Origin of the sequence: Suipraeoptans intestinalis (assembly GCF_034091795.1) — a bacterium.
Taxonomy (GTDB): domain Bacteria; phylum Bacillota; class Clostridia; order Lachnospirales; family Lachnospiraceae; genus Suipraeoptans; species Suipraeoptans intestinalis.
Genome location: NZ_JAXFXH010000005.1, coordinates 17,487 through 37,961 on the forward strand (window position 1 = coordinate 17,487; position 20,475 = coordinate 37,961).

General features: G+C 49.2%; 11 protein-coding genes and 1 pseudogene. 11 read left to right on the top strand and 1 reads right to left on the bottom strand.

The window, feature by feature from the left end:
- The first annotated feature begins 348 nt into the window (after positions 1–348).
- The 4 genes and pseudogenes from SOW26_RS01750 to SOW26_RS01765 all read left to right on the top strand — a co-directional run bounded on the left by SOW26_RS01750 (position 349) and on the right by SOW26_RS01765 (position 7,420).
- Positions 349–1,047: a response regulator transcription factor gene (locus tag SOW26_RS01750; protein WP_276958780.1), complete on the top strand. Its 699-nt coding sequence runs from the start codon at positions 349–351 to the stop codon at positions 1,045–1,047.
- A gap of 15 nt (positions 1,048–1,062) precedes the next feature.
- Complete coding sequence (locus SOW26_RS01755; RefSeq protein WP_320651779.1) at positions 1,063–3,699, top strand: sensor histidine kinase; 2,637 nt, start codon at positions 1,063–1,065, stop codon at positions 3,697–3,699.
- Between the two features lie 110 nt (positions 3,700–3,809).
- Positions 3,810–4,961: pseudogene (locus SOW26_RS09685) on the top strand (class I SAM-dependent methyltransferase).
- Positions 4,958–7,420, top strand: a complete 2,463-nt coding sequence (locus SOW26_RS01765) for a hypothetical protein (protein WP_276958786.1) — start codon at positions 4,958–4,960, stop codon at positions 7,418–7,420. Before SOW26_RS09685 ends, SOW26_RS01765 begins: the two are co-directional and overlap by 4 nt.
- 38 nt (positions 7,421–7,458) lie before the next feature.
- On the opposite strand, the gene SOW26_RS01770 is transcribed toward SOW26_RS01765, so the two are convergent.
- Positions 7,459–7,953: a QueT transporter family protein gene (locus SOW26_RS01770; protein WP_276958788.1), complete on the bottom strand. Its 495-nt coding sequence runs from the start codon at positions 7,951–7,953 to the stop codon at positions 7,459–7,461.
- A gap of 591 nt (positions 7,954–8,544) precedes the next feature.
- Between SOW26_RS01770 and SOW26_RS01775 the strand changes: the two genes are divergently transcribed.
- The 7 genes from SOW26_RS01775 (at position 8,545) to SOW26_RS01805 (ending at position 20,474) form a co-directional block, all read left to right on the top strand.
- The gene (locus SOW26_RS01775) at positions 8,545–13,542 is read left to right on the top strand and encodes a Cna B-type domain-containing protein (protein WP_320651780.1); all 4,998 of its coding nucleotides are present in this window, start codon (positions 8,545–8,547) and stop codon (positions 13,540–13,542) included.
- Between the two features lie 377 nt (positions 13,543–13,919).
- The gene (gene asnS / locus SOW26_RS01780; RefSeq protein WP_276958792.1) at positions 13,920–15,311 is read left to right on the top strand and encodes an asparagine--tRNA ligase; all 1,392 of its coding nucleotides are present in this window, start codon (positions 13,920–13,922) and stop codon (positions 15,309–15,311) included.
- Between the two features lie 71 nt (positions 15,312–15,382).
- Positions 15,383–16,072, top strand: coding sequence for a VanR-ABDEGLN family response regulator transcription factor (vanR, locus tag SOW26_RS01785; protein ID WP_154476972.1), 690 nt, complete (start codon positions 15,383–15,385; stop codon positions 16,070–16,072).
- The gene (locus tag SOW26_RS01790) at positions 16,062–17,339 is read left to right on the top strand and encodes a sensor histidine kinase (protein WP_320651785.1); all 1,278 of its coding nucleotides are present in this window, start codon (positions 16,062–16,064) and stop codon (positions 17,337–17,339) included. Before vanR ends, SOW26_RS01790 begins: the two co-directional genes overlap by 11 nt.
- The gene (locus tag SOW26_RS01795; RefSeq protein ID WP_320651786.1) at positions 17,227–18,282 is read left to right on the top strand and encodes a metallophosphoesterase family protein; all 1,056 of its coding nucleotides are present in this window, start codon (positions 17,227–17,229) and stop codon (positions 18,280–18,282) included. The genes SOW26_RS01790 and SOW26_RS01795 overlap by 113 nt, the downstream gene beginning before the upstream one ends.
- Positions 18,283–18,318: 36 nt before the next feature.
- Positions 18,319–18,744 (top strand): hypothetical protein, encoded by a 426-nt coding sequence (locus SOW26_RS01800; protein WP_154476968.1) that lies wholly within the window; start codon positions 18,319–18,321, stop codon positions 18,742–18,744.
- Between the two features lie 113 nt (positions 18,745–18,857).
- On the top strand, positions 18,858–20,474 hold the full coding sequence (locus tag SOW26_RS01805) for an ATP-binding protein (RefSeq protein ID WP_320651781.1): 1,617 nt from the start codon (positions 18,858–18,860) through the stop codon (positions 20,472–20,474).
- Position 20,475 lies beyond the last annotated feature (1 nt).

Genomic DNA, 20,475 nt, shown 5'->3' on the forward strand with positions numbered 1-20,475 from the left:
GGAAACAGGGTATTTTGTGAAAGCGGTATGGGATCCGGGGAGATTTCCGGGGACAGGGAGAACCGACAGAAAGAAAATCCCCTGTTTCTTTTTGTGCCTTCGTGCAGAAGTGGCAGGACAAAGCGTAAGTATCTGTGAGAGGTAGGCCGTCATGGCGAATCCCGAAAGGTATCGTTTGCGATCTCAGAACCGGGCATCATGGTAGGGAAAGGAGGCTGTCATGGCGAAGCTCGAAAGATATCGTTTACGATCCGGCAGACAGAAAAACTCATAATATATTAAGAATTTTACCCGGAGACTCTTAAAAATTGGCTGATATTCTTGTATAGTATGGAGGGGGTGAAGACGATGGAAAGAATTTTAGTATGTGACGATGATAAAGAAATTGTGGAAGCCATCGATATCTATCTGGAGCAGGAAGGCTTTCAGGTGATCAAGGCATATGATGGAGAGGAAGCGGTAAAAATCCTGAAGAAAGAACAGGTGTCTCTTCTGATCATAGATATTATGATGCCAAGGCTGGACGGAATCCGGGCCACCCTGAAGATCCGGGAGGAAAATAATATTCCGATTATTATCCTGTCTGCAAAATCAGAAGATGCCGATAAGATCCTGGGACTAAATGTGGGGGCGGATGATTACGTGACAAAGCCCTTTAACCCGCTGGAGCTGGTAGCCAGAGTCAAGTCGCAGCTGCGGCGCTACACAAAGCTGGGAAGCACCCTGTCAGAGACGGGGCCGGAGGTGTATACGACGGGCGGACTGTCTATCAACGATGCGCTAAAGGAGGTTACGGTAGAGGGAGAGCCGGTCAAGCTGACTCCACTGGAATATAATATCTTGCTGCTTCTGGTAAAAAATCAGGGCAGGGTTTTCTCCATTGACCAGATTTATGAAAATATATGGAACGAGGAGGCGATCGGCGTGGACAATACGGTAGCGGTCCACATTCGCCATATTCGGGAAAAGATAGAAATCAATCCCAAGGAGCCCAGATACCTGAAAGTGGTTTGGGGAGTAGGCTACAAGATTGAAAAGTATTCATAGAAAGCGGGGAGCTACATGAAAAAGAAATGGTATTGCAGCGGGATCACAAAAGGCCTTTTGATCCTGACTGCGCATGCGCTGGCGGTGATTTTGGCCCTGGATCTGTTTTTGCTGGCATCCTATCCGGAGCTGTTTCGGGAATGGCTGACGGGCAGGCCGGCAAAAACCTACGAAAACAGCGTGAGTTTTGGAGATACGGTGGAGCAGTCTGCCAGAGAGATTCTGGACGGCGTGGCGATGCAGGAGAAATTTGGCGGAGAAAACGTCAAAGAATCCACGGATGTGATCGATGTGAAGGCCTATGTGGAGGAGGGAGTGCCAAAGCCGGAGGAATCCAGCGGGCTGGAATACCGCCTGAGTGATCTTTACCAGTGGGGAGACCAGTGGGAGAAGGAAGGGGAGGACAGTCTGGATCCCGGAGCAGCTCCGCCGCCTATCGTGGTATGTCAGAAACAAGGAGGCGGGTATCGGTACTTCTGGTACGAGAACTTTGCAGAGGAGATCAAGTCCGGGAATCTCCAGTTTGTGGAAGCGAAGGAGATGGGAGGAGATGACTTTGTAGATCAGGTCCTGGCGGATCTGAAACGGGGAAATGTGCAGAAAGACAACGAAATGACAACTTCCGTGATCCAGGACAAAGAAGGCAAGGTGGTCTATACCAATTTCTGGAGCTATGACGGACTATGGATCCGGGAGAAGTATCCGCCGCAGGGAAAAGCAGATATTTTGGAGATCGCCAATGAAAACCCGGATTGGAACGGAAAACTGGAGACGGCCTACCAGTTGGTCCGCAGTGCTGCCTACCAGGTGAAGATGGAGGCGGATTCTGCAGCGGTACTGGAAGAAAGCTACCGGGAAGGGGATACCAATCTGGCGTATCTGTATTGTAATTTTACTGCAGGTACGGTCAAAACAAACCGGACAGGCTTTGAAAACGCTGACAACTGGAAAGAAAGTCTGAAACAGATTCGGAAGATGGGACGGTTTGTGATCGTAACCGACCGGCTGGAAGAATTTGAAACCAATATCAAACGGACGCAGGCATCCGGGTGGAGAGCCATGCTGACGGGACTTAGCGGCAAGACCGGAAATGACCTGCTGGCTATCGGAGTGGACACCCACTATCCGATCCAGGACAAATTTTACCAGGAAAGCCGTCTGTTTGGAAAATACGGACATCTGGGAAATACATTACTGCTCTCGGGCTGCATCGCTTCCGCCCTCTTTTTAGGCATCCTGATCTGGCTGACGACGGTGGCCGGAAGAAAGCCGGAGGATGACGATCTGCACTATATTTTTCTGGATCGCCTTCCGATAGAGATTCTATTGGCCGGATTTTTTCTGGGAACGCTTTTGATCACCGCGCCGGTATTGGAAATGGGAGGAATCAGTGGCTCTTATTATCCGGAGCAGGGAGAAAGCATTTCTCAAATCTATTACAGCCTGATTCCGGAAATGATGATCATGGCAGTGGGAGCGGTGACTCTTTGCGGATGGTTCTTTGTGACCTACCTGAGTATCGTCAGGAAGATCAAGGGAAAACAGGTGTGGAGGAACAGCGCGACCGGAAGACTTTGCCGGTTTGCGGGGACTCTGTTTAGAAATCTGAATCAGGTATGGAAGACGATCCTGCTGTTTCTGGGATTCATACTGATGCACTGGATCATCATTGCCGGAGGAATTTACCAGGGAACCCTGGTGCTGCTGATCATGGAAGGGGCTGTGTTTGTCTATCTGATCAGAAGAGAGCTGAGCCGGAAAAAGATCCAGAAGGGGATCCAGGAAATCGCAGAAGGAAAAGTAAGCTACAAGGTTCCGCTGGAGGGACTGAAAGGAGATATGCTAAGGACAGCAGAGCAGGTCAATGCCATCGGGAACGGGTTTGATATGGCGCTGGAGGAAAACCTAAAAAGCGAGAGGATGAAGACAGAGCTGATCACGAATGTTTCCCACGATATTAAGACGCCGTTGACTTCCATCATCAATTATGCGGGGCTTTTGAAGAAAGAGAAATTTGAAGATCCCAAGATACAAAAATACCTGGACATCATCGAAGAAAAGTCGCAGAGACTGAAGACCATTACGGAGGATGTGGTAGAAGCATCCAAGGCCAGCTCGGGGAATATCACGCTGGAGTGTATGAATATCAATCTGGTGGAAATGATCCAGCAGGTAAGCGGAGAATTTGAAGAACGCTTCCAGGAGAGGCGGATGGAAGAGGTATTGTGCCTCCCGGAGAAGGAAACGGTGGTGTATGTAGACGGACGAAGGATGTGGCGGGTGCTGGAAAATATTTACAGCAATGTGACCAAATATGGGATGGAAGGGACAAGGGTCTACACGGACCTGAAGATCCAGGGCGGAAACCAGGCGGTGTTCTGTCTGAAGAATGTGTCCCGAAATCCTCTGAACATTCCGGCAGAGGAGCTGACGGAGCGGTTTATCCGGGGAGATATCTCCCGAAGTACGGAAGGAAGCGGACTGGGACTTTCTATTGCCAAATCGCTGACAGAATTGCAGGGAGGAACCTTCGATGTGTATGTGGACGGAGATTTGTTCAAGGTGACCATACGTTTCCCTCTTCAGGCCAGGAGAATGCCCTGCCGGGAGGAAGAAAGCCCTTCTCCTGAAAAAGAAGCAGGGAAAGCATAACGCAGGGAAACGAGAAGGAAAGGAAACAGAAAAATGCGGGTGTTTGTGACGATACAGGGCACAAATGCCCGCTTGCGTTTCAGGGGAAAAAACAGTACAATGAATCTGCTATGGAGAGATTAAAAAAAGTATTGGAAGAACAACTGAATATGGATTTTGCAGGGGCAGTGATCAGCGGTCCCAGAAAAAAAGGCGGGATAGAAAAGCAAAGGATCAGACCCTTGATGAAAAAGGGAGAACTATGCTTTCAGATAGAAACCTTCCGAAATCATCAGGCATTTCACCAGAATCTTTCAAAGGAAGAGACCATTCTGGCGATCCTGGAGGGGATGCGGGAGATGAAACAGCTACAGATAGAGACCAGACAGTGGAGAATCACCGTCCTGGCAGGGAAAAAGGGAACGCTTACCATCAAAAAGAAGGCGGTATAGAGCAAAACAGAAATTACCAGGGAACATAACCGGAAGAAACGGTATATCCTGGAAGAAGGAGATGCAGTTCCGTTTCTTTTAGACTTGGGAGTGCTGACAAAAGAAGGCAGGATCGTTCGCTCCCGCATGGATAAGTTCCGCCAGATCAACCGGTATCTGGAGTTTGTGGAGGATGTTTTGCCGGCGCTGGATAAGGAAAGGGAAGTGACGATCCTGGATTTTGGATGCGGGAAATCGTATCTGAGCTTTGCCATGTATTACTATCTGCGGGAAAAGATGGGATATGATGTGAGGATCATCGGATTGGATCTGAAAAAAGAGGTGATAGACCACTGCAACCGTCTGGCGGAAGCGTATGGATATGAGAAGTTGCAGTTTCAGCACGGAAATATCGCAGATTATACCGGGGAGAGGAAGATCGATATGGTGGTCAGCCTGCACGCCTGTGATACGGCGACGGACTTTGCGCTGCAGAAGGCGGTGGAATGGGAAGCGGATGTGATCCTGGCAGTTCCCTGCTGTCAGCATGAATTAAACGGACAGATCCGGAATGAGACGCTGGCACCTGTATTAAAATATGGACTGATCAAAGAACGGATCGCGGCGCTTGTGACGGATGCACTGCGGGCAGAGCATCTGGAGGCCTGCGGCTACGAGGCTCAGATCCTGGAGTTTATCGAAATGGAGCACACGCCCAAAAATATTCTGATCCGGGCCGTTCGGACGGGGCATATCAAAAAGGATCAAAAAGCTCTGGAAAACTGTGAAGCGGCTCTTCATGTGACCCCTTCCATTGCAGGGCTTCTGAAAGAAAGGCAGAGAATGCTATGAGCAGAAAAAAACGACTGACCCATGGAGCGATACTTGCAGGAGTATTTATCCTGGCGGTTCTTGTGTTTGAATATTTTACCAATAAGGGAAACGACAACATGACGGCGGATATGGGGGCGGCCACATACCCGCAGGTTACGTTTTCCTACAACGGCTATGGGCTGAATACGTTGCCCGGCTATGCTTCAAAGAGAGATCTGACGGCGATCCGGGAGACGGTGACGCCTGTCAAAGATGGAAAGCTGGACGTTCGGATAGAGCCTTACGAGGCAAAGATCCAGCGCGTCAGTTACACCGTGTATTCTCTGGATGGAAAAGAAAAACGCCAGAAAGGATCCATAGAATCCCCCGGGGTCAAATTTCAGGTCAAACTGGAGGAAGAATGGAAGGAACAGGATGGCTGGCTGGAAATGGTCTTCCATGTAAAGGGAGATAAAGACGTGTTTTATTATACACGACTGACGCCGGAGGCGGGGAAATCGGTGAGTGAAAGCCTGGATTACATCCGGGATTTTCATGAGAATGCACTGGAAAAGGGAGAGGACCAGGGGATCGGAACGGCGATAGAGCCTTCGGAGGATGCGGACAACACCACCTTCCAAAAGGTCACCATCGAATCCGACTTTGACCATGTGACATGGGGAGGCTTAAAGCCTCAGGTGGAGCAGGGAGAACGCTGGAACGTAAAAGAGATCACTTCCTCCTATGTGGCGGTGCAGCTGGAATACCGTGTAAGGTGTAAGGGAGAAGAAAATGAAACCGACCTGTATCAGGTGACAGAATTTTTCAAGGTCAGACACGCAGCAGGAACGTCGGACACATACCTTTTGGATTATGACAGAGAAATGGAACAGGTATTTGACGCGACCCGTCATGTGCTAAATGAGAAGGGAATCCAGCTGGGGATCACCTCTGACGATATTTCCTATGGTGTCAACCAGGATGGCTCCATCGTGTCCTTTGTGGAAGCAAATGAGCTTTGGAATTACAATAAAAATACAGATGAGCTGGCACTGGTGTTCAGCTTTTCTTCGGCGGAGAGCAAGGATATCCGGAATCTGACGCCCCATCACAGCGTGCAGATCCTGGATGTGGAAGAGGATGGAGATACCGTTTTTTCCGTTTCCGGATATATGAACCGGGGAGAGCACGAAGGAGAGACCGGACTTGCCGTATATGTGTACGATATCCGAAAAAACTCGGTGGAGGAGCAGGCGTTTTTGTCCACTGATACATCGGGGGAGGCAGCGGAATATGAGCTGTCAGATGTCTTTTATTACAACCGGAGCAAAAAGCTTCTGTATGTGATCTCTGACGGAACCCTGTATCAGTTCAACCTGAAGACAGGGGGAGAAAAGGCTCTGGCGGAAGGACTGAAGGAAGGGGAATGGGTTCTGTCCCGGGAAGCCGGCATGGCGGCCTACCGTTCCCTGGAAAAAGGAGAAGCTCTGATGATCGTGCGGGATCTGAAAGAGAACCGCTTCTGGACCATAGAAGATCCAAAGGGAGAGATCCGATATCCGCTGGGATTTGTCCAAAGAGACTTTGTCTGTGGAGTGGCAAAGGAGGAGGAAAAGGGAATGCTTCTTTCCGGAGAAGAGATCCTTCCCATGTATAAGCTGGAGATCCAGAACGAAAAAGAAGAATTGAAAAAAACGTACCAGCAGGAAGGGACGTATGTGCGAAAAGCCGTCTTTTCCGAGAATATGATCACACTGGAGCGGGTAAAAAACAGCGGAAGTTATTATGTGGCGGACAGCTCGGACTATATCACCAATAATGCGGAAAAGAAGGAGAGCAATATTCAACTGACCAGCTATCAGACGGAACTGAAAGAAACGCAGTGGCGGTTGACGTATGAGAATGGAATTTCCGATAAGGATCCTAAATTCCTCAATCCCAAACAGGTTCTGTATGAAAACCCGGTGGTAATGGAGGTAGGAAAGCAGACAGAAGCATCGAAAAAAGAGGAGGCAACAACGGCTGATCGGTATTTTGTATACGGAAAGGGAAAACTGCAGGGCATCTTTGAGCAGGCAGGAGAGGCGGTTTTGGCAGCGGAAAAAGAAAAAGGCCTGGCAATAGATTCCTACCAGCAGATCCTGTGGGCGGACGGCAGCTATGAAGCCGGATATCAGGTGTTTGGAAGGGAAGCGGACGAGGCTGCCCTGGTGGAAAAACTGCAGGAAGGAGAGCTTCCACTGCAGGCGGCAAAGGCTTTAAAGGGAGGAAGAGAGATGGATCTTTCCGGATGCAGCCTGGAACAGTTACTGTACCTGATGGGGCAGAATCGCCTGGTCCTGGCGGTCCTGGGAGAGAAGGAAACCATCCTGATGACCGGCTACGGCGGCGGGCAGATTTTCTATACCGATGGGAAAACAGGGGAAGAAAAAACCATGACGTTTGAAGACTTTCGTCAGTCTGCAAACGCCATGGGAAATGTCAGTATCGGGCTTTGATCTTCCAAATCAGAAGAGCAAAGAGGGCTGCCGGCATACTATCCGGTAAGATTCCCAAAGATTGTGGATTGATGGCGGTGGAGTACAAAATACAGCGCCATTCCCAGGATTCCGCAGGAGATCAGTTCTCCGATCCCTACCGTCAGCATCATAAGAGGAATGGGAAGCAGGATTCCGTATCCAAACCGCAGGATAAAAGGAACCACAAGCGTGTTGACCAGAACAGGGGGAGCCGGTGCCAGAAAGGGAGATCTGCTTCGTAGCAGATAGGTCAGAAAGGCAGCCGCCAGGGTGGCAAGGCTGCCAAACAGGATATCCGGCAAAGCGGCTCCGCCAAGGATGTTTCCGATGAGACATCCCACAAACAGGCCGGGAATGGCGGCGGGCGTGAAGGCAGGCAGGATGGTCAGAGCCTCTGCCAGCCGAACCTGGATCTCCTTAAAAGAAAAAGGAGCAAACACAAGGGTCAGCACCACATAGAGGGCTGCGATCATAGCAGCCTGCGTCAGAAAGATTACATTTTTTTGTTTCATAGCAATTCTCCTTTAGTTTTGTTTTACGAGTGGAAGGTCGCGAACACTCGATTCATTTTACGACGGAAATCGTCGAAAAGCCCTTAAGACCTTGTTTTTGGGGCTTTTAGTAGCGATTGGAAGTATAGCATGATAGCGGTGGAAAATCAAGGTGTGGCAATGCTGTTCTGTGCACAAGACAGAAACAAGTCGGAAATGTTTTAAAATGAAGGGGAGGTATCCTGGTTATTATCGATGGAATACTATCCTGCAAGGACAGTGACGGGAGACGTGCAGGGTCATATCTGCCAGAAAAATTTCAGACTTCCCGAAAAAATGGTGACAGGAATCGTTATCAGTGATAGAATACAGAGGACCAGAAAGTTTAGAATAGAAAGTTGATAGAAAAGCAGGCAAAACAGCTTGACAGGGCGTGCGTACCATGAAACAATTTTTAGATAGACAGACAGAATTAGGATAGAGAACCCTATGATAGAAGACGAAAATGCGTAGCCGGAGGGGGTGCGTTATTTTCGTTTTTTTAATACAAGGTTTGAGGCTTTTTTATACGGCTTATACAAAGCTTGAAAGGATTGAGAGAGGAGATGCATCATGAAAGGCAACAGGAAAAAAATTGCGGCAGGCATATTGGCGGTGGCAATGCTGATGACCAGTGTCCTGCCTGGTATCGATCTGGTTTATGCAGAGGATCATCCGGCTTCGGCAACGGGAGCATCGGTGGAAGAAAGCCAGATCGGTGAAGCGACAGAAACAGAAAGCCTGGCAGGAGGCTCCGGTGGTCTGACGGAAAACAGTATGAAAGCACCGGAAGCGGCTGTTGAGAGAGGTGCGGCAGAAGCGACCGGTCTGCGAGAGGAGGATACGGAAAAGATCGACCTGAAAATTGCGAGACTGACGGAAAATGGCCTGCAAGACCTGCCGGAAGTCTGGTATACCCAGCAGCAGGTAGACAGTGTGGTGGACTTGGATGTTTCCGGGAATACGTACAGCGTGGACGCACCGTATCTTCTGATCCGGGTGCCAAAAACCGATAAGATCACAGATCTGCGTTTTGTGGATTCCCAGGCGGGAACAACCGAAAGATACGAGGATGGAGAATACAACTACGTAAAATACACCTATCCCAGAATCACGGGAGGAACACATTACAGCTATCAATACTTCTTTAAATTTGACGGAAATCATGCGAGAAATGACGACAGTATCGAAGTGAAGGCCGGGTTGTATCAAAGCGACGGTACGCCCATTAAGGAAACGACACATAAATATGTGGCGAAGACGATAGGGTTTGCTCTGTGGTCGGTGCATGGCGCTTCGGGACTGATGAACTCTGAAAAGAAAGCAACAGAGAATGGACATCGCTATGTCGTGACCGGCTATGTAGAACAGCTGGGCGATGCCAAAACTGCTCCGAACACTATTCCGAAAACCAATGTTTTTTCGGCGATCTATCCGGATAAGATAGAGGGGGTCAATGAAAGTGTCGGAATGGAGATCCCAAAGAACATCAAAGTCGTTTACACGTTTCCGGAGGACGAGCCGGGCATGCGGGCAGACTCCGTTGGTGTTCACGGAGCGGGAAAGCACACGAAGAATATCCATGACAATAAGGTGGAGATTCTCCTGGAAAATGTAAATTTTAATAAGATCGGAAGTCCGGCAGACTGGACCAATGGCCGCCAGGCTGTCGGTGCGAATATCCGTCTGGCGCCGGGAGCGGTATCTGTCAATAAGGATATTCCCATTACGATCGACTACTATAAGAACGTAGACGAAAACGGAAACGGTGGAGAATATGTTGGCAGGAGAATAGAAACCTTTTATTTTAAGCCGGTCCCCTATTCCCAAAATGGCAGATTTAGTTATAGTAAGCACAGTCATGCGGATTATCATATCGGCGAAGAGTTTGTATATATTTACAGCCCGGAATACCACTATCTTGACGGGAAGATTTATAAAGGCGCCTACAGGATGAATGAAAGAGGGATCCCTCTTCGTATCAGGGCGGTGAATGTCAATAATGGCTCCAGTTATGAAAACAGATATTCCGGAGGAGAAACCACAGAGGTAAAAGCAGTCTACAGCAGGCTGGATTCGGCCGGCGTTTACTTTAAAAGCACAACGATCACAACATATGCAACAGACGAGCAAAATCCCTATAATGCGGAACACAGTCAGGCTGTAATCGATGCCATCAATAACGGAAACACCAAGCTGTACGGGATCGATAAAGCGGGTGCCGAGCATCTGATTCAGGAGCATGTCAAGTATAATACGCCTGTTTTGATCGAGGACAAGCACAGGAACTACGAAGAAATTGTCGTCAAATTTGAAAAACCGATCGTACTGGATAACGCGGGGATCCAGTTACATGAAAGAGTGTGGCTGTCAGAGGAAGAGCTGAAGAAGCTGGACGCCCTGGCAGATGGCTCCATTACTTACAACAGCTCTACGAGTGTACTCTACTATGACACAGCAAAAAAAGAATACGTCAAAGGAGCTTATCTGGGACAGAAGGGAACAGCGAGCATTCCGACGTATTTTCTGGTATCCCCCTTGCATCCGGTTGTCAACGAGTTTGCCGATGAGCCGCGTGTCGTAGAATATGCCAACGATGCCACCTTTCAATATCTGGTGGGTCCGGCATTGCCGAGAATCAATCATGATTCTGCTACATATGGGGATCTGGAAAAAATTCCCAATGTCCGCACGATCACCCTTTTGCCTCCCGGGTTTGAGTACACAGGCAAGTTTGAGAAAAGGCTGTATGACTCACAGTGGAGGACCAACCCTATTGAACCGAAAGTTACCGAAGTAAAGAACTTTCAGGGGACAGGGAAAACCGCCGTCATAGTAGAGTATGGCGGGGTGACGCCGGCTTCTTACTATCCCCTTTATTTGGAACTGAGGGCTACGAAGTATGCGGCACGGGGAGAAAATAAATTTACCAACTATCTGACGTATGATGAAAACGATTATATCCGTCCGTATGGAACCGGAAATAACCGGGAAAATGATTATGTGGATGCGCTGGATCTGGATCAGGATGGGGATACTTCGGAGATCTTTATGAAAAAGGACACGACGGTAACCTTTGTTCCGCCGCTGGAACTGCTCCTGAACAATACTGTCCGTCACGACGGCGAATATGCGACCGGTACGACAGGCGATCTGGGGTATGCCATTCAGTACAAGATAAATCTTTTTAACAATTCCATTAAGGATGTGGAAAAGCTGTCGATCCTGGATGTGTTGCCTGCAGTGGGGGATCACAGCATCAGTCCCAATGAGCAGAATGCTTACGTAGAGAGAAAGTCTACCTACGCAACGCCCCTCACCGGCTCGCTGGAAGAAGCAAACCCGGATATTCTGGAAAAAGTAGAGTTTTTCTATCAGTTGTCCGATCAGGGAGCGGATCTGGGAAGTGTGCGTGACGGCGTCTGGGTAACCAGAGATCAGGTAACGGACTTCACAAAAGTAAAATCTGTCAAGATCTCATTGAAAGAGGGACAGGTGTTAAAGCCCAAGGAAGAATTGAATATTGTGATTCCGGCTCGGATTCCGGGAGACAAAGAGCTTGATGAGACGACTTCCTTGGCAGTAAATTCCTCTGCCTTCAGTACAAATGGGAAGAATTATACAGAAGGAAATAAGGTGTCGGTAGATTTCCTGACGTATCTGGTAAAGGGAATCGCCTATTTGGATCTGAACAAGAACGGACAATATGACGACAAAGATATCCTGGCTTCCAATGTTGGCGTGAGAATCGTAAATCCGGATGGTACGGCGGCCACAGACTTTAACGGAAAAGAGATCAAAGGGAAAACCGATGATAAGGGGGCCTACTCCTTCCCTGTATATAAGAGAGGAAACTATCTGGTGGCTTTTGATAAGCAGGCAAGTCAGGCGTTCCAGGGAAAAACATCCGGCGGAGAAGAAGTAGCCAATTCGATTTTGGAGACCTCTATCACAGAAAACACAGCGCAGACCAGAGAATATACATTGTCGCCGACGCACCGCCAGCAGATCATGAACGTCGCCTTGCTTCCGGAATATGGCAGCGTTCACATCATAAAAACATCGGCAGACGAGAAAAATGAGGACGGATCACCTAAGCGGATCGCGGATACGGTTTTCAGTATCCGCACGCAGGATGGGAAGGAAGTGGTAAATTACAAAGGGGAGAAGATCGCGAATGTAATGACGGACGAAAAGGGAGAGGCGCAATTTGAGCTGGTTCCGCATGGAACCTATGTGGTCCGTGAAGTAAGCACGCAGGCGCCCTATGTAGTGTCCACAAAAGAGTATCCGGTAACGCTGTCCGGGACAGAGAAGGAAGCGGAGCTTACTATAAGCAACCAGCGGAAAAAGGGAACGATCTCTGTTCACAAAACAGACAACACGACACGAAAAAAGGCTCTTGCGGGAGTGGAATTTACGTTGTCAAAGGACGGCAAAGTCGTGGAGAAAAAACTGACAGATCAGAATGGGGACGTTGTGTTTTCAGATGTGGCCTACGGAGACTATGTATTAAAGGAAAGCAAAGGCCTTGCAGGCTACACCGCTTCAGAAAAAGAGATCCCCATTGCGGTAAGGGAACAGGGAAAGACGTATTCGTATCATATCGTCAATGACCTGATGAACCCGGAGATCTCCCTGTCAGGAGAGAAAGTATGGAACGACGGAGAGGATCAGGATGGGAAGCGGCCGGATGAAGTAGTGGTAATTCTGGTACGAAACGGTCGGGAGACCCAGATGACCACAAAAGCAACGAAAGAAGGAAATTGGAAATATTCCTTCACACATCTGCCCACCTTTGACGAAAAGGGGGATAAAATCGTATATTCTGTAACGGAAAAAGAAGTACCCGGCTATGAAGCCGACATTGAGGGCACTACGATCACAAATACATATACCCCGGAACACATAGATATACCGGTGGAAAAAGTGTGGGTGGATAACGAGGATGCAAAAGGGCTTCGACCAGAGAGCGTCCGGATAGAACTTTATGCAGATGAGGAGAAAGCGGCAGAGTATGAGCTGACGGCGAAGGACGGCTGGAAGCATACATTCAAAGATCTGCCCAAATATAAGAAGGGCAAAGAGATCCAGTATACGGTAAAAGAACTGGAAGAAACAGGGTATTCGGCGTCTTATTCCGGAGAGGCAGAAACGCTCCTGACCATTACCAATACCATCAAGGGAAAAGTATCCGTTCCCGTGACCAAAAAGTGGATTGGGAAACCGGCAGATTCTGCAGTCATCTATTTGCTTGCAGATGGGAAAAAGATAGAAAAGGCTGTCCTGACAAAAGAAAAGAACTGGCAGCATACCTTTGCAGGGTTGGAACAGTATCAGGACGGAAAAGAAATCAAGTATACCATTGAGGAAGAGAAGATTGCCGGGTATACGTCCGAAATCTCAGGAGACGCTACAAACTTCCTGGTAACAAACACCTATAAAGATGTGAAGAAATCGGGAGCATCACCAAAAACCGGAGAAACCAGTCCGGTTGTACTATACAGTCTTTTGACAGTCGCTTCCATGATCCTGGCCGGTAGGGCTTTCAAAAGAAAGCGTGTAAAGTAAAGCTGTAGAAAAAAGAAATAGCGCAGGCCGTTACCCGGCGCTGCATCGTTGAAGCAAACAGGCTGACGCTTCCCTTTCCGGGATCGGCAGCCTGTTGCAGTATGCGCCCGTCTGCGTGCGTTTCCATCGCAAAAGCGTGTTGGCGCAGGCAGCCAGGGGAATGATCTTTCGCAAATGTATTTCCGGTAAGAAGTTGTTGCGCTATGTGTGGCTGCGCCCTCTGGGATGTGCATGCTGGAAGAGAGGGGGTTCGGGCATAAGGAAGGGTACTTCTTTTTCGTTGGTAGGTTCTTTTCCAGGACCGTTTACAGAAAGCAGAAAAAGAGATATAATGAAACAATATGAAGAAAAGTATAGCAGGATAAAGGAGCAGTTAGATGGATTTTGTAAAGATCAAGGAATTATACAGAGAGCAGGAGAAGTTTTTGGGGCAAAAGATTACGGTAGGAGGCTGGGTCAGAAGTGTCAGAGGCTCCAAGGCTTTTGGTTTTATTGTATTAAATGACGGAACATTTTTTGAGCCGTTGCAGATCGTATACCACGATACGCTGGACAATTTTGGAGAAGTATCCAAATTGAACGTAGGGGCGGCAGTTGTCATAACAGGAACCCTGGTGGCGACGCCGGAGGCAAAGCAGCCGTTTGAGATACAGGCGGATAGGGTGGAGATCGAGGGAGCGTCGGCTCCGGATTATCCGCTGCAAAAGAAGCGCCATACCTTTGAATATTTGAGGACCATCGCCCATTTAAGACCCAGGACCAATACCTTCCAGGCAGTCTTTCGGATCCGTTCTCTGACGGCGTATGCCATTCATAAGTTTTTCCAGGAAAGAGGCTTTGTGTATGTACATACCCCGCTGATCACAGGAAGCGACGCAGAGGGAGCAGGAGAAATGTTCCGGGTGACGACGCTGGACATGGAGAATCTGCCGCGGACCGAAGAAGGCAGCGTGGATTTTCATGAGGATTTCTTTGGAAAAGAGACCAATCTGACCGTCAGCGGTCAGTTAAACGGAGAGGCCTATGCACAGGCTTTCCGGGATATTTATACCTTTGGGCCTACTTTCCGCGCGGAGAATTCCAACACCACACGCCACGCGGCAGAGTTCTGGATGATCGAGCCGGAGATGGCCTTTGCAGATCTGGAAGAAAATATGAACGTAGCGGAGGCAATGCTGAAGTATGTGATCGGATACGTACTGGAAGAGGCGCCGGAAGAGATGAATTTCTTCAACACCTTCGTAGACAAGGGACTTCTGGATCGGCTGAACCATGTCAGAAATTCGGAGTTTGTAAGAATCACCTATACAGAAGCCGTAGAGCTTCTGGAAAAGAATAACCAGAATTTTGAATATCCGGTGAGCTGGGGATCAGATCTTCAGACGGAGCATGAAAGATATCTGACCGAAGAAATTTTCAAAAAACCGGTATTTGTAACCAACTATCCCAAAGAGATCAAGTCCTTCTACATGAAGCAGAATCCGGACGGAAAGACGGTAGCGGCGGTAGACTGCCTGGTGCCGGGAATCGGAGAGATCATCGGAGGAAGCCAGAGGGAGGATGACTATGAGAAGCTTCTGGCAAGAATGGACCAGCTGGGACTGAACCGGGCAGACTATGAGTTTTATCTGGATCTCAGAAAATATGGATCCACGAGACATTCCGGATTTGGTCTGGGATTTGAAAGATGCATCATGTATTTGACGGGAATGAGCAATATCAGAGATGTGATCCCGTTCCCAAGAACAGTCAATAACTGTGAACTGTAAATAAACAACGGACAACGGCGCGTGGGACGGGAGAGGTTTTCTCCCGTCCCAACTTCAAAAAGGAGGAAAGCATGAATATTCTGGTAGTGGATGATGAAAAAGAGATTGCCGACGTGGTGGAGCTGTATCTGAAAAATGACCAATATACGGTGTTTAAGTTTTACACCGGGGAAGAGGCATTGGAATGTATCAAAAAGACCAGGATCGACCTGGCGATCCTGGATATCATGCTTCCGGGGATGGACGGTTTTCAGATCTTAAGAGAGATCCGAAAAACCTATACCTTCCCGGTGATCATGCTGACGGCAAAGACGGAATACATTGACAAGATCACCGGACTGACACTGGGGGCAGACGATTATATCCTCAAACCCTTTAACCCGCTGGAGCTGGTGGCAAGAGTGAAGGCGCAGCTTCGACGATACACTCAGTACAATGACGGCGGAAGGGAAGAGGATGAAACGATGGTGGTAGGCGGACTGGTGCTGAACCGGCATTCCCGGGAATGCATCTTCAACGAGAGGCCTCTGACTCTGACGCCGATAGAATTTGATGTGCTGTGGTTCCTCTGCGAAAATAAGGGACGGGTGGTGAGCCCGGCGGAGCTGTTTGAAACCGTCTGGAAGGAAACCTATTACAAAAACAGCAATAACACTGTTATGGTGCACATCCGCCATCTGCGGGAAAAGATGGGAACGTCTTCCGGGAAATCGGAATTTATAAAAACGGTATGGGGGGTTGGCTACAAGGTTGAAGAGTAACTACCAAAAGCTGAAAATCAGTATTTTGATCCAGACACTGCTGGTCACCGGAATGACGCTGGTAGTGGGCGGTTTTTTACTACATTATGTCATTGACGGCGTTTATAATGACAGGTTTGCCAATGGGTTTGTCCGGGTGCTGCAGGCCTTCCGGGTGGAGGAAGAGGAGGCCGTCCGGCTGTACTGGGAGATTGTGGGAAATAATAAACCGCTATTTCTGATCATAGGGTTTCTTCTGTTGTTTGCCGTCTTTTTCTATGTTTCTCTCTCAAAAATGATCCAGTACCTGGATCAGATCGGAGATGGAATTGAAAACATCGCTTCGGAATCTGCTTCCTCCATCCAGCTGATCACCGAGCTGAAGCCCATAGAGATCCGCATGAATGAGATCAAAGCCAGACTTCGCAGGCAGAAGATGGAAGCCATGCAGGAGGAAAAAAAGAAAAACGATCTGGTGCTGTTTCTGGCCCATGATCTGAAAACGCCGCTGACGTCCATTGTGGCATACCTGACGATGCTGGATGAGCATAAAGAGGGAGGACTCAGTGAAGAAGAGCGAGCCAAGTATACGAAGATCGCTCTGGAAAAATCCCTTCGGCTGGGGGATCTGATCAATGGATTTTTTGACATCACCAGGTACAATATGCAGGAGATTGCTTTGGAGAAGGTGGAGATCGATCTGTCCTTTATGCTGGAGCAGCTGGCAGATGAGTTGTATGGAGTCCTTCAGGAAAAACGTTTGACCTGCGAAGTGCTGGTGGAAGAAAATCTGGTGATCCACGGAGACCCGGACAAGCTGGCAAGGGTATTTGACAACCTGTTGAGAAATGCCATCGCCTACTGCTACGAAGAGACCCCCATACGGATCCAGGCGAAGGAAACAAAGGAGGGGGTGGAGATCCGGGTCATCAACCGGGGAGAAAAGATTCCGGGAGATATGATCCAGGTGATCTTTGAGAAATTCTACCGTGTGGACGGATCCAGATCCAGCGGAACCGGCGGGGCCGGACTGGGGCTTGCCATAGCAAAAGAGATCGTAGAGCTGCACGGGGGCCGGATCCTGGCGAAAAGCGACGAGGAATACACCACATTTCTGGTGACGCTGCCGGCAGAGAAAGAAGTAAAAGAAGGAGAAGAAGAGGCGGATGAAGTTCATACACATCGCAGACGTGCATTTGGGCGCAAAGCCAGAGGCGGGAAAGGCGTACAGCGACAAAAGACCGGGGGAGCTGTGGAAGAGTCTGGAACGGATCATCCGGATCTGTAACCGGGAGGAGATCGATCTGCTCCTGATCGCCGGGGATCTGTTCCATCGTCAACCACTGAAAAAAGAGCTGCGGGAAGTCAACGCCATGTTCGCCGATCTGCAAAAGACCCAGGTGGTATTGATCGCAGGAAATCACGACCATATGACATACCGATCCTGCTATGCCGATTTTCCCTGGGAAAAGCAGGTGCATTTTCTGGGCAGAGGACAGGAAATGGAATGGGTGGAGTTTCCGCAGCTGCAAACGGCGGTATATGGAAAAAGCTATCACAGCCGGGAGATCAGGGAGCCGCTGGACGCCGCCGATTGGAGGAGAAGGCATCTTCAGCCGCGGGAGATCCTCCTGCTTCATGGAGGGGATGAAACACACCTTCCCTTCAGAAAAGAGGACCTGCTTCGGCTGGGGTATGATTATGTGGCGCTGGGACACATCCACAAGCCGGGGATACTGGCAGAGGGAAGGGCGGCCTATGCAGGCGCGCTGGAGCCGACGGACCGCAGTGATACCGGCGATCACGGGTATCTTTTGGGAGAGTGGAAAGAAACCGGAGGAACACTTCGGTTTGTGAAAAGTGCGGGGCGAAAGTACATTCCTCTCTCTGTGGAAACGACAGAAAGAGACACGGCTTACGAAATACGACAAAGAATAGAGGCTGCTGTCAGAAAAATGGGAACAGAGCATCTTTATAAGATTCGCCTGCAGGGCAGGAGGTCTCCGGATCTTTTGCTGGAGCAGGAAGAAATGGACATATTTGGCAATCTGGTGGAATGGGTGGATGATACAAGACCTGCCTATGATCTGGAGCGGTTAAAGCAAAGAAACAAAGACAATCTGCTGGGACAGATGATTGGAGAAATGGAGGAAGCTCCGGAGGAAAGCCGCCATTACCGGGCTTTGTGCCGGGGAATCCAGGCGCTTCTGGAAACGGGGAGATCCCTGTAGGCTGAAGCTGCAAACCAAGAAGGAAAGGAAAAAGAAATGGATCGATTCAAGGAATTACAGGAAGCGAAAACAGCGGCACAGGAAGTCGTGGCAAGGATAGATAACGCCATCGCTTCTTTGGACAGTGCCGCAGACTGGGGGATTTTTGATCTGTTTGGCGGAGGGATGTTCTCCAGCTTTATGAAAAGAGACAAGATCAAAGACGCAAACGATGATCTGAAAGAAATATCGGATTCTCTCCGGATACTCAATCAGGAGTTGGAGGATGTCAACATGCATCTGCCGGAAACAGTCAGCGATACCGTGTGTGACAATGCCCTGGATATTTGGTTCGACAATGTGTTTACCGATGCCAGAGTGCAGAAAGAGATCAAAACAGAGCTGGAAAGACTGAAAGAATTCCGAGCGTCTGTCGTGAAACTGATAGAACGGTTGACGATTGAGATGGAAACCGGAAGATAGCGCAGCCTTTTGTCTGTGGCAGAATTCTGGACAAGAGAGAAGAGGGCTGTGACTGTTTCGCTGGGCAAAGGCGGCTGACAGGAGAAGGGCACAAGAAAATAAGTGGGACGGATATGCGACTTCGAGAATTGCGAATTACAAACTTTGGGAAATTAGAAGGAAAACGATGGCTCCTGCAGGATGGGATCAATCTGATCTATGGAAAAAATGAGTCCGGAAAATCTACGCTGCATTCCTTTATCAAGGGGATGCTGTATGGAATGGAAAGAGGACGGGGACGTGCCGCCTGCCGGGACGACTACACCAGATACGAACCGTGGGAGCATTCCTTCTCTTATGGAGGGATCCTGCGGTTTGAGAGCGGAGGAAAGCCGTTTTTTCTGGAAAGGAGCTTTGGGAAAGAGCGAAAAAGGGGCAGGCTGATCTGTGAGGAAGATGGGGAGGAGCTGTCGCTGGAGGCAGGGGATCTGGAGATGCTGTTGGGAGGGATGGACCGGGCAGGGTTTGAAAATACCGTGTCCATCGGACAGCTGAAGGCGGAACCGGATCAATCCCTGGGAGAAGCGCTGCGGGACTACGCCGCCAATTATTTTTCGGGAGGAACCCAGGAGATCCAATTGAAAAAAGCGCTGAGCTATCTGCAGGAACAAAGAAAACAGGCGGAGAGACGGCAGAGACGCTGTGAAGAGGAAAGACGACAGGAAAGAGAGCGGATTCGGCAAGAGGAACGGTACTTTCAAAGAGATATAGAGCGGCTGAAAGCAGAGGAAGAGATTCTGGCTGCCCAGGAAGCAGACAGGAAAACAGAGGAAGATTTTTGGACATCTCAAAAGGGGCCGGACGAAGACGGGGCAGGCTTTCGGAGGCTGTTTTCTGCGGAAAATAGGAGAGCAGGAAGAGAAGAGGCGCCGGCGGCAGAGGCCGGACGGAGAGAGAAGAGGGGAAGCCTTCCCGGAATCATCGGGATCCTTCTGCTTCTGGGAAGCTGCCTGCTGGCGCACCTGTTTTTGAAAGGAGCTGTCCGCGCGGTAGCAGAAGTGATGAGCCTTATGGGGGTGGGAGCTTTGCTGTGGACGGAAACGAGAAATCTTCGGAGAAGAGAGAAACCTTCTCTGGAGGGAGAAAGGAAACAGGAAGCCTCTGCCGGTTCGTACCTGGAGCAGTTAAACTGGAAGCGGAAAAGGATTGCGGAAGAAAAAAGAGAAAAGGAAATCTCCTGTGAAAATCTGAGGGAACAGTTGGAGGAACTGGAGAGCGTTTCACAGGAATGGAAAAAATGGGAGGAAGAGAGGCAGGAACTGCTGCTGGCAGAGCAGCTTTTGAAACAGACAGCAGAAAACATGGAAAAACAGGTGCAAAAACGGGTGGGAGATGCAGTGGCAGAAACCCTGTCCTACCTGACGGGGAAAACGGGGGTTCGCCTCATTCTGGGAGAAAAGGGGATAAGAATCTGGATGGAGGAAAAACTGCAGGAGATCGGCAGCCTGAGCCGGGGGACGGCAGAACAGGTGTATTTTGCGTTGCGGATGGCGGCAGATACCATGTTGTATGAGGAGGACAATCCGATTCTTTTGGATGATACCTTTGTCTATTATGATGAAGAGCGTCTGGAGCGAACGCTGCTGTGGCTGCAGAAAAGCGGCAGACAGGTATTGCTTTTTACCTGCCAGAACAGGGAGGAACTGCTGCTGAAAAAACTGGGAATTCCGTTTTTCAGGCAGGAATTATAAG

What these genes read in the sequence shown, in the direction of transcription:
- SOW26_RS01750 (WP_276958780.1), top strand. Translation starts at nt 349, where the DNA reads ATGGAAAGAATTTTAGTATGTGACGATGATAAAGAAATTGTGGAAGCC.
- SOW26_RS01755 (WP_320651779.1), top strand. Translation starts at nt 1,063, where the DNA reads ATGAAAAAGAAATGGTATTGCAGCGGGATCACAAAAGGCCTTTTGATC.
- SOW26_RS01765 (WP_276958786.1), top strand. Translation starts at nt 4,958, where the DNA reads ATGAGCAGAAAAAAACGACTGACCCATGGAGCGATACTTGCAGGAGTA.
- SOW26_RS01770 (WP_276958788.1), bottom strand. Translation starts at nt 7,953, where the DNA reads ATGAAACAAAAAAATGTAATCTTTCTGACGCAGGCTGCTATGATCGCA.
- SOW26_RS01775 (WP_320651780.1), top strand. Translation starts at nt 8,545, where the DNA reads ATGAAAGGCAACAGGAAAAAAATTGCGGCAGGCATATTGGCGGTGGCA.
- asnS (WP_276958792.1), top strand. Translation starts at nt 13,920, where the DNA reads ATGGATTTTGTAAAGATCAAGGAATTATACAGAGAGCAGGAGAAGTTT.
- vanR (WP_154476972.1), top strand. Translation starts at nt 15,383, where the DNA reads ATGAATATTCTGGTAGTGGATGATGAAAAAGAGATTGCCGACGTGGTG.
- SOW26_RS01800 (WP_154476968.1), top strand. Translation starts at nt 18,319, where the DNA reads ATGGATCGATTCAAGGAATTACAGGAAGCGAAAACAGCGGCACAGGAA.
- SOW26_RS01805 (WP_320651781.1), top strand. Translation starts at nt 18,858, where the DNA reads ATGCGACTTCGAGAATTGCGAATTACAAACTTTGGGAAATTAGAAGGA.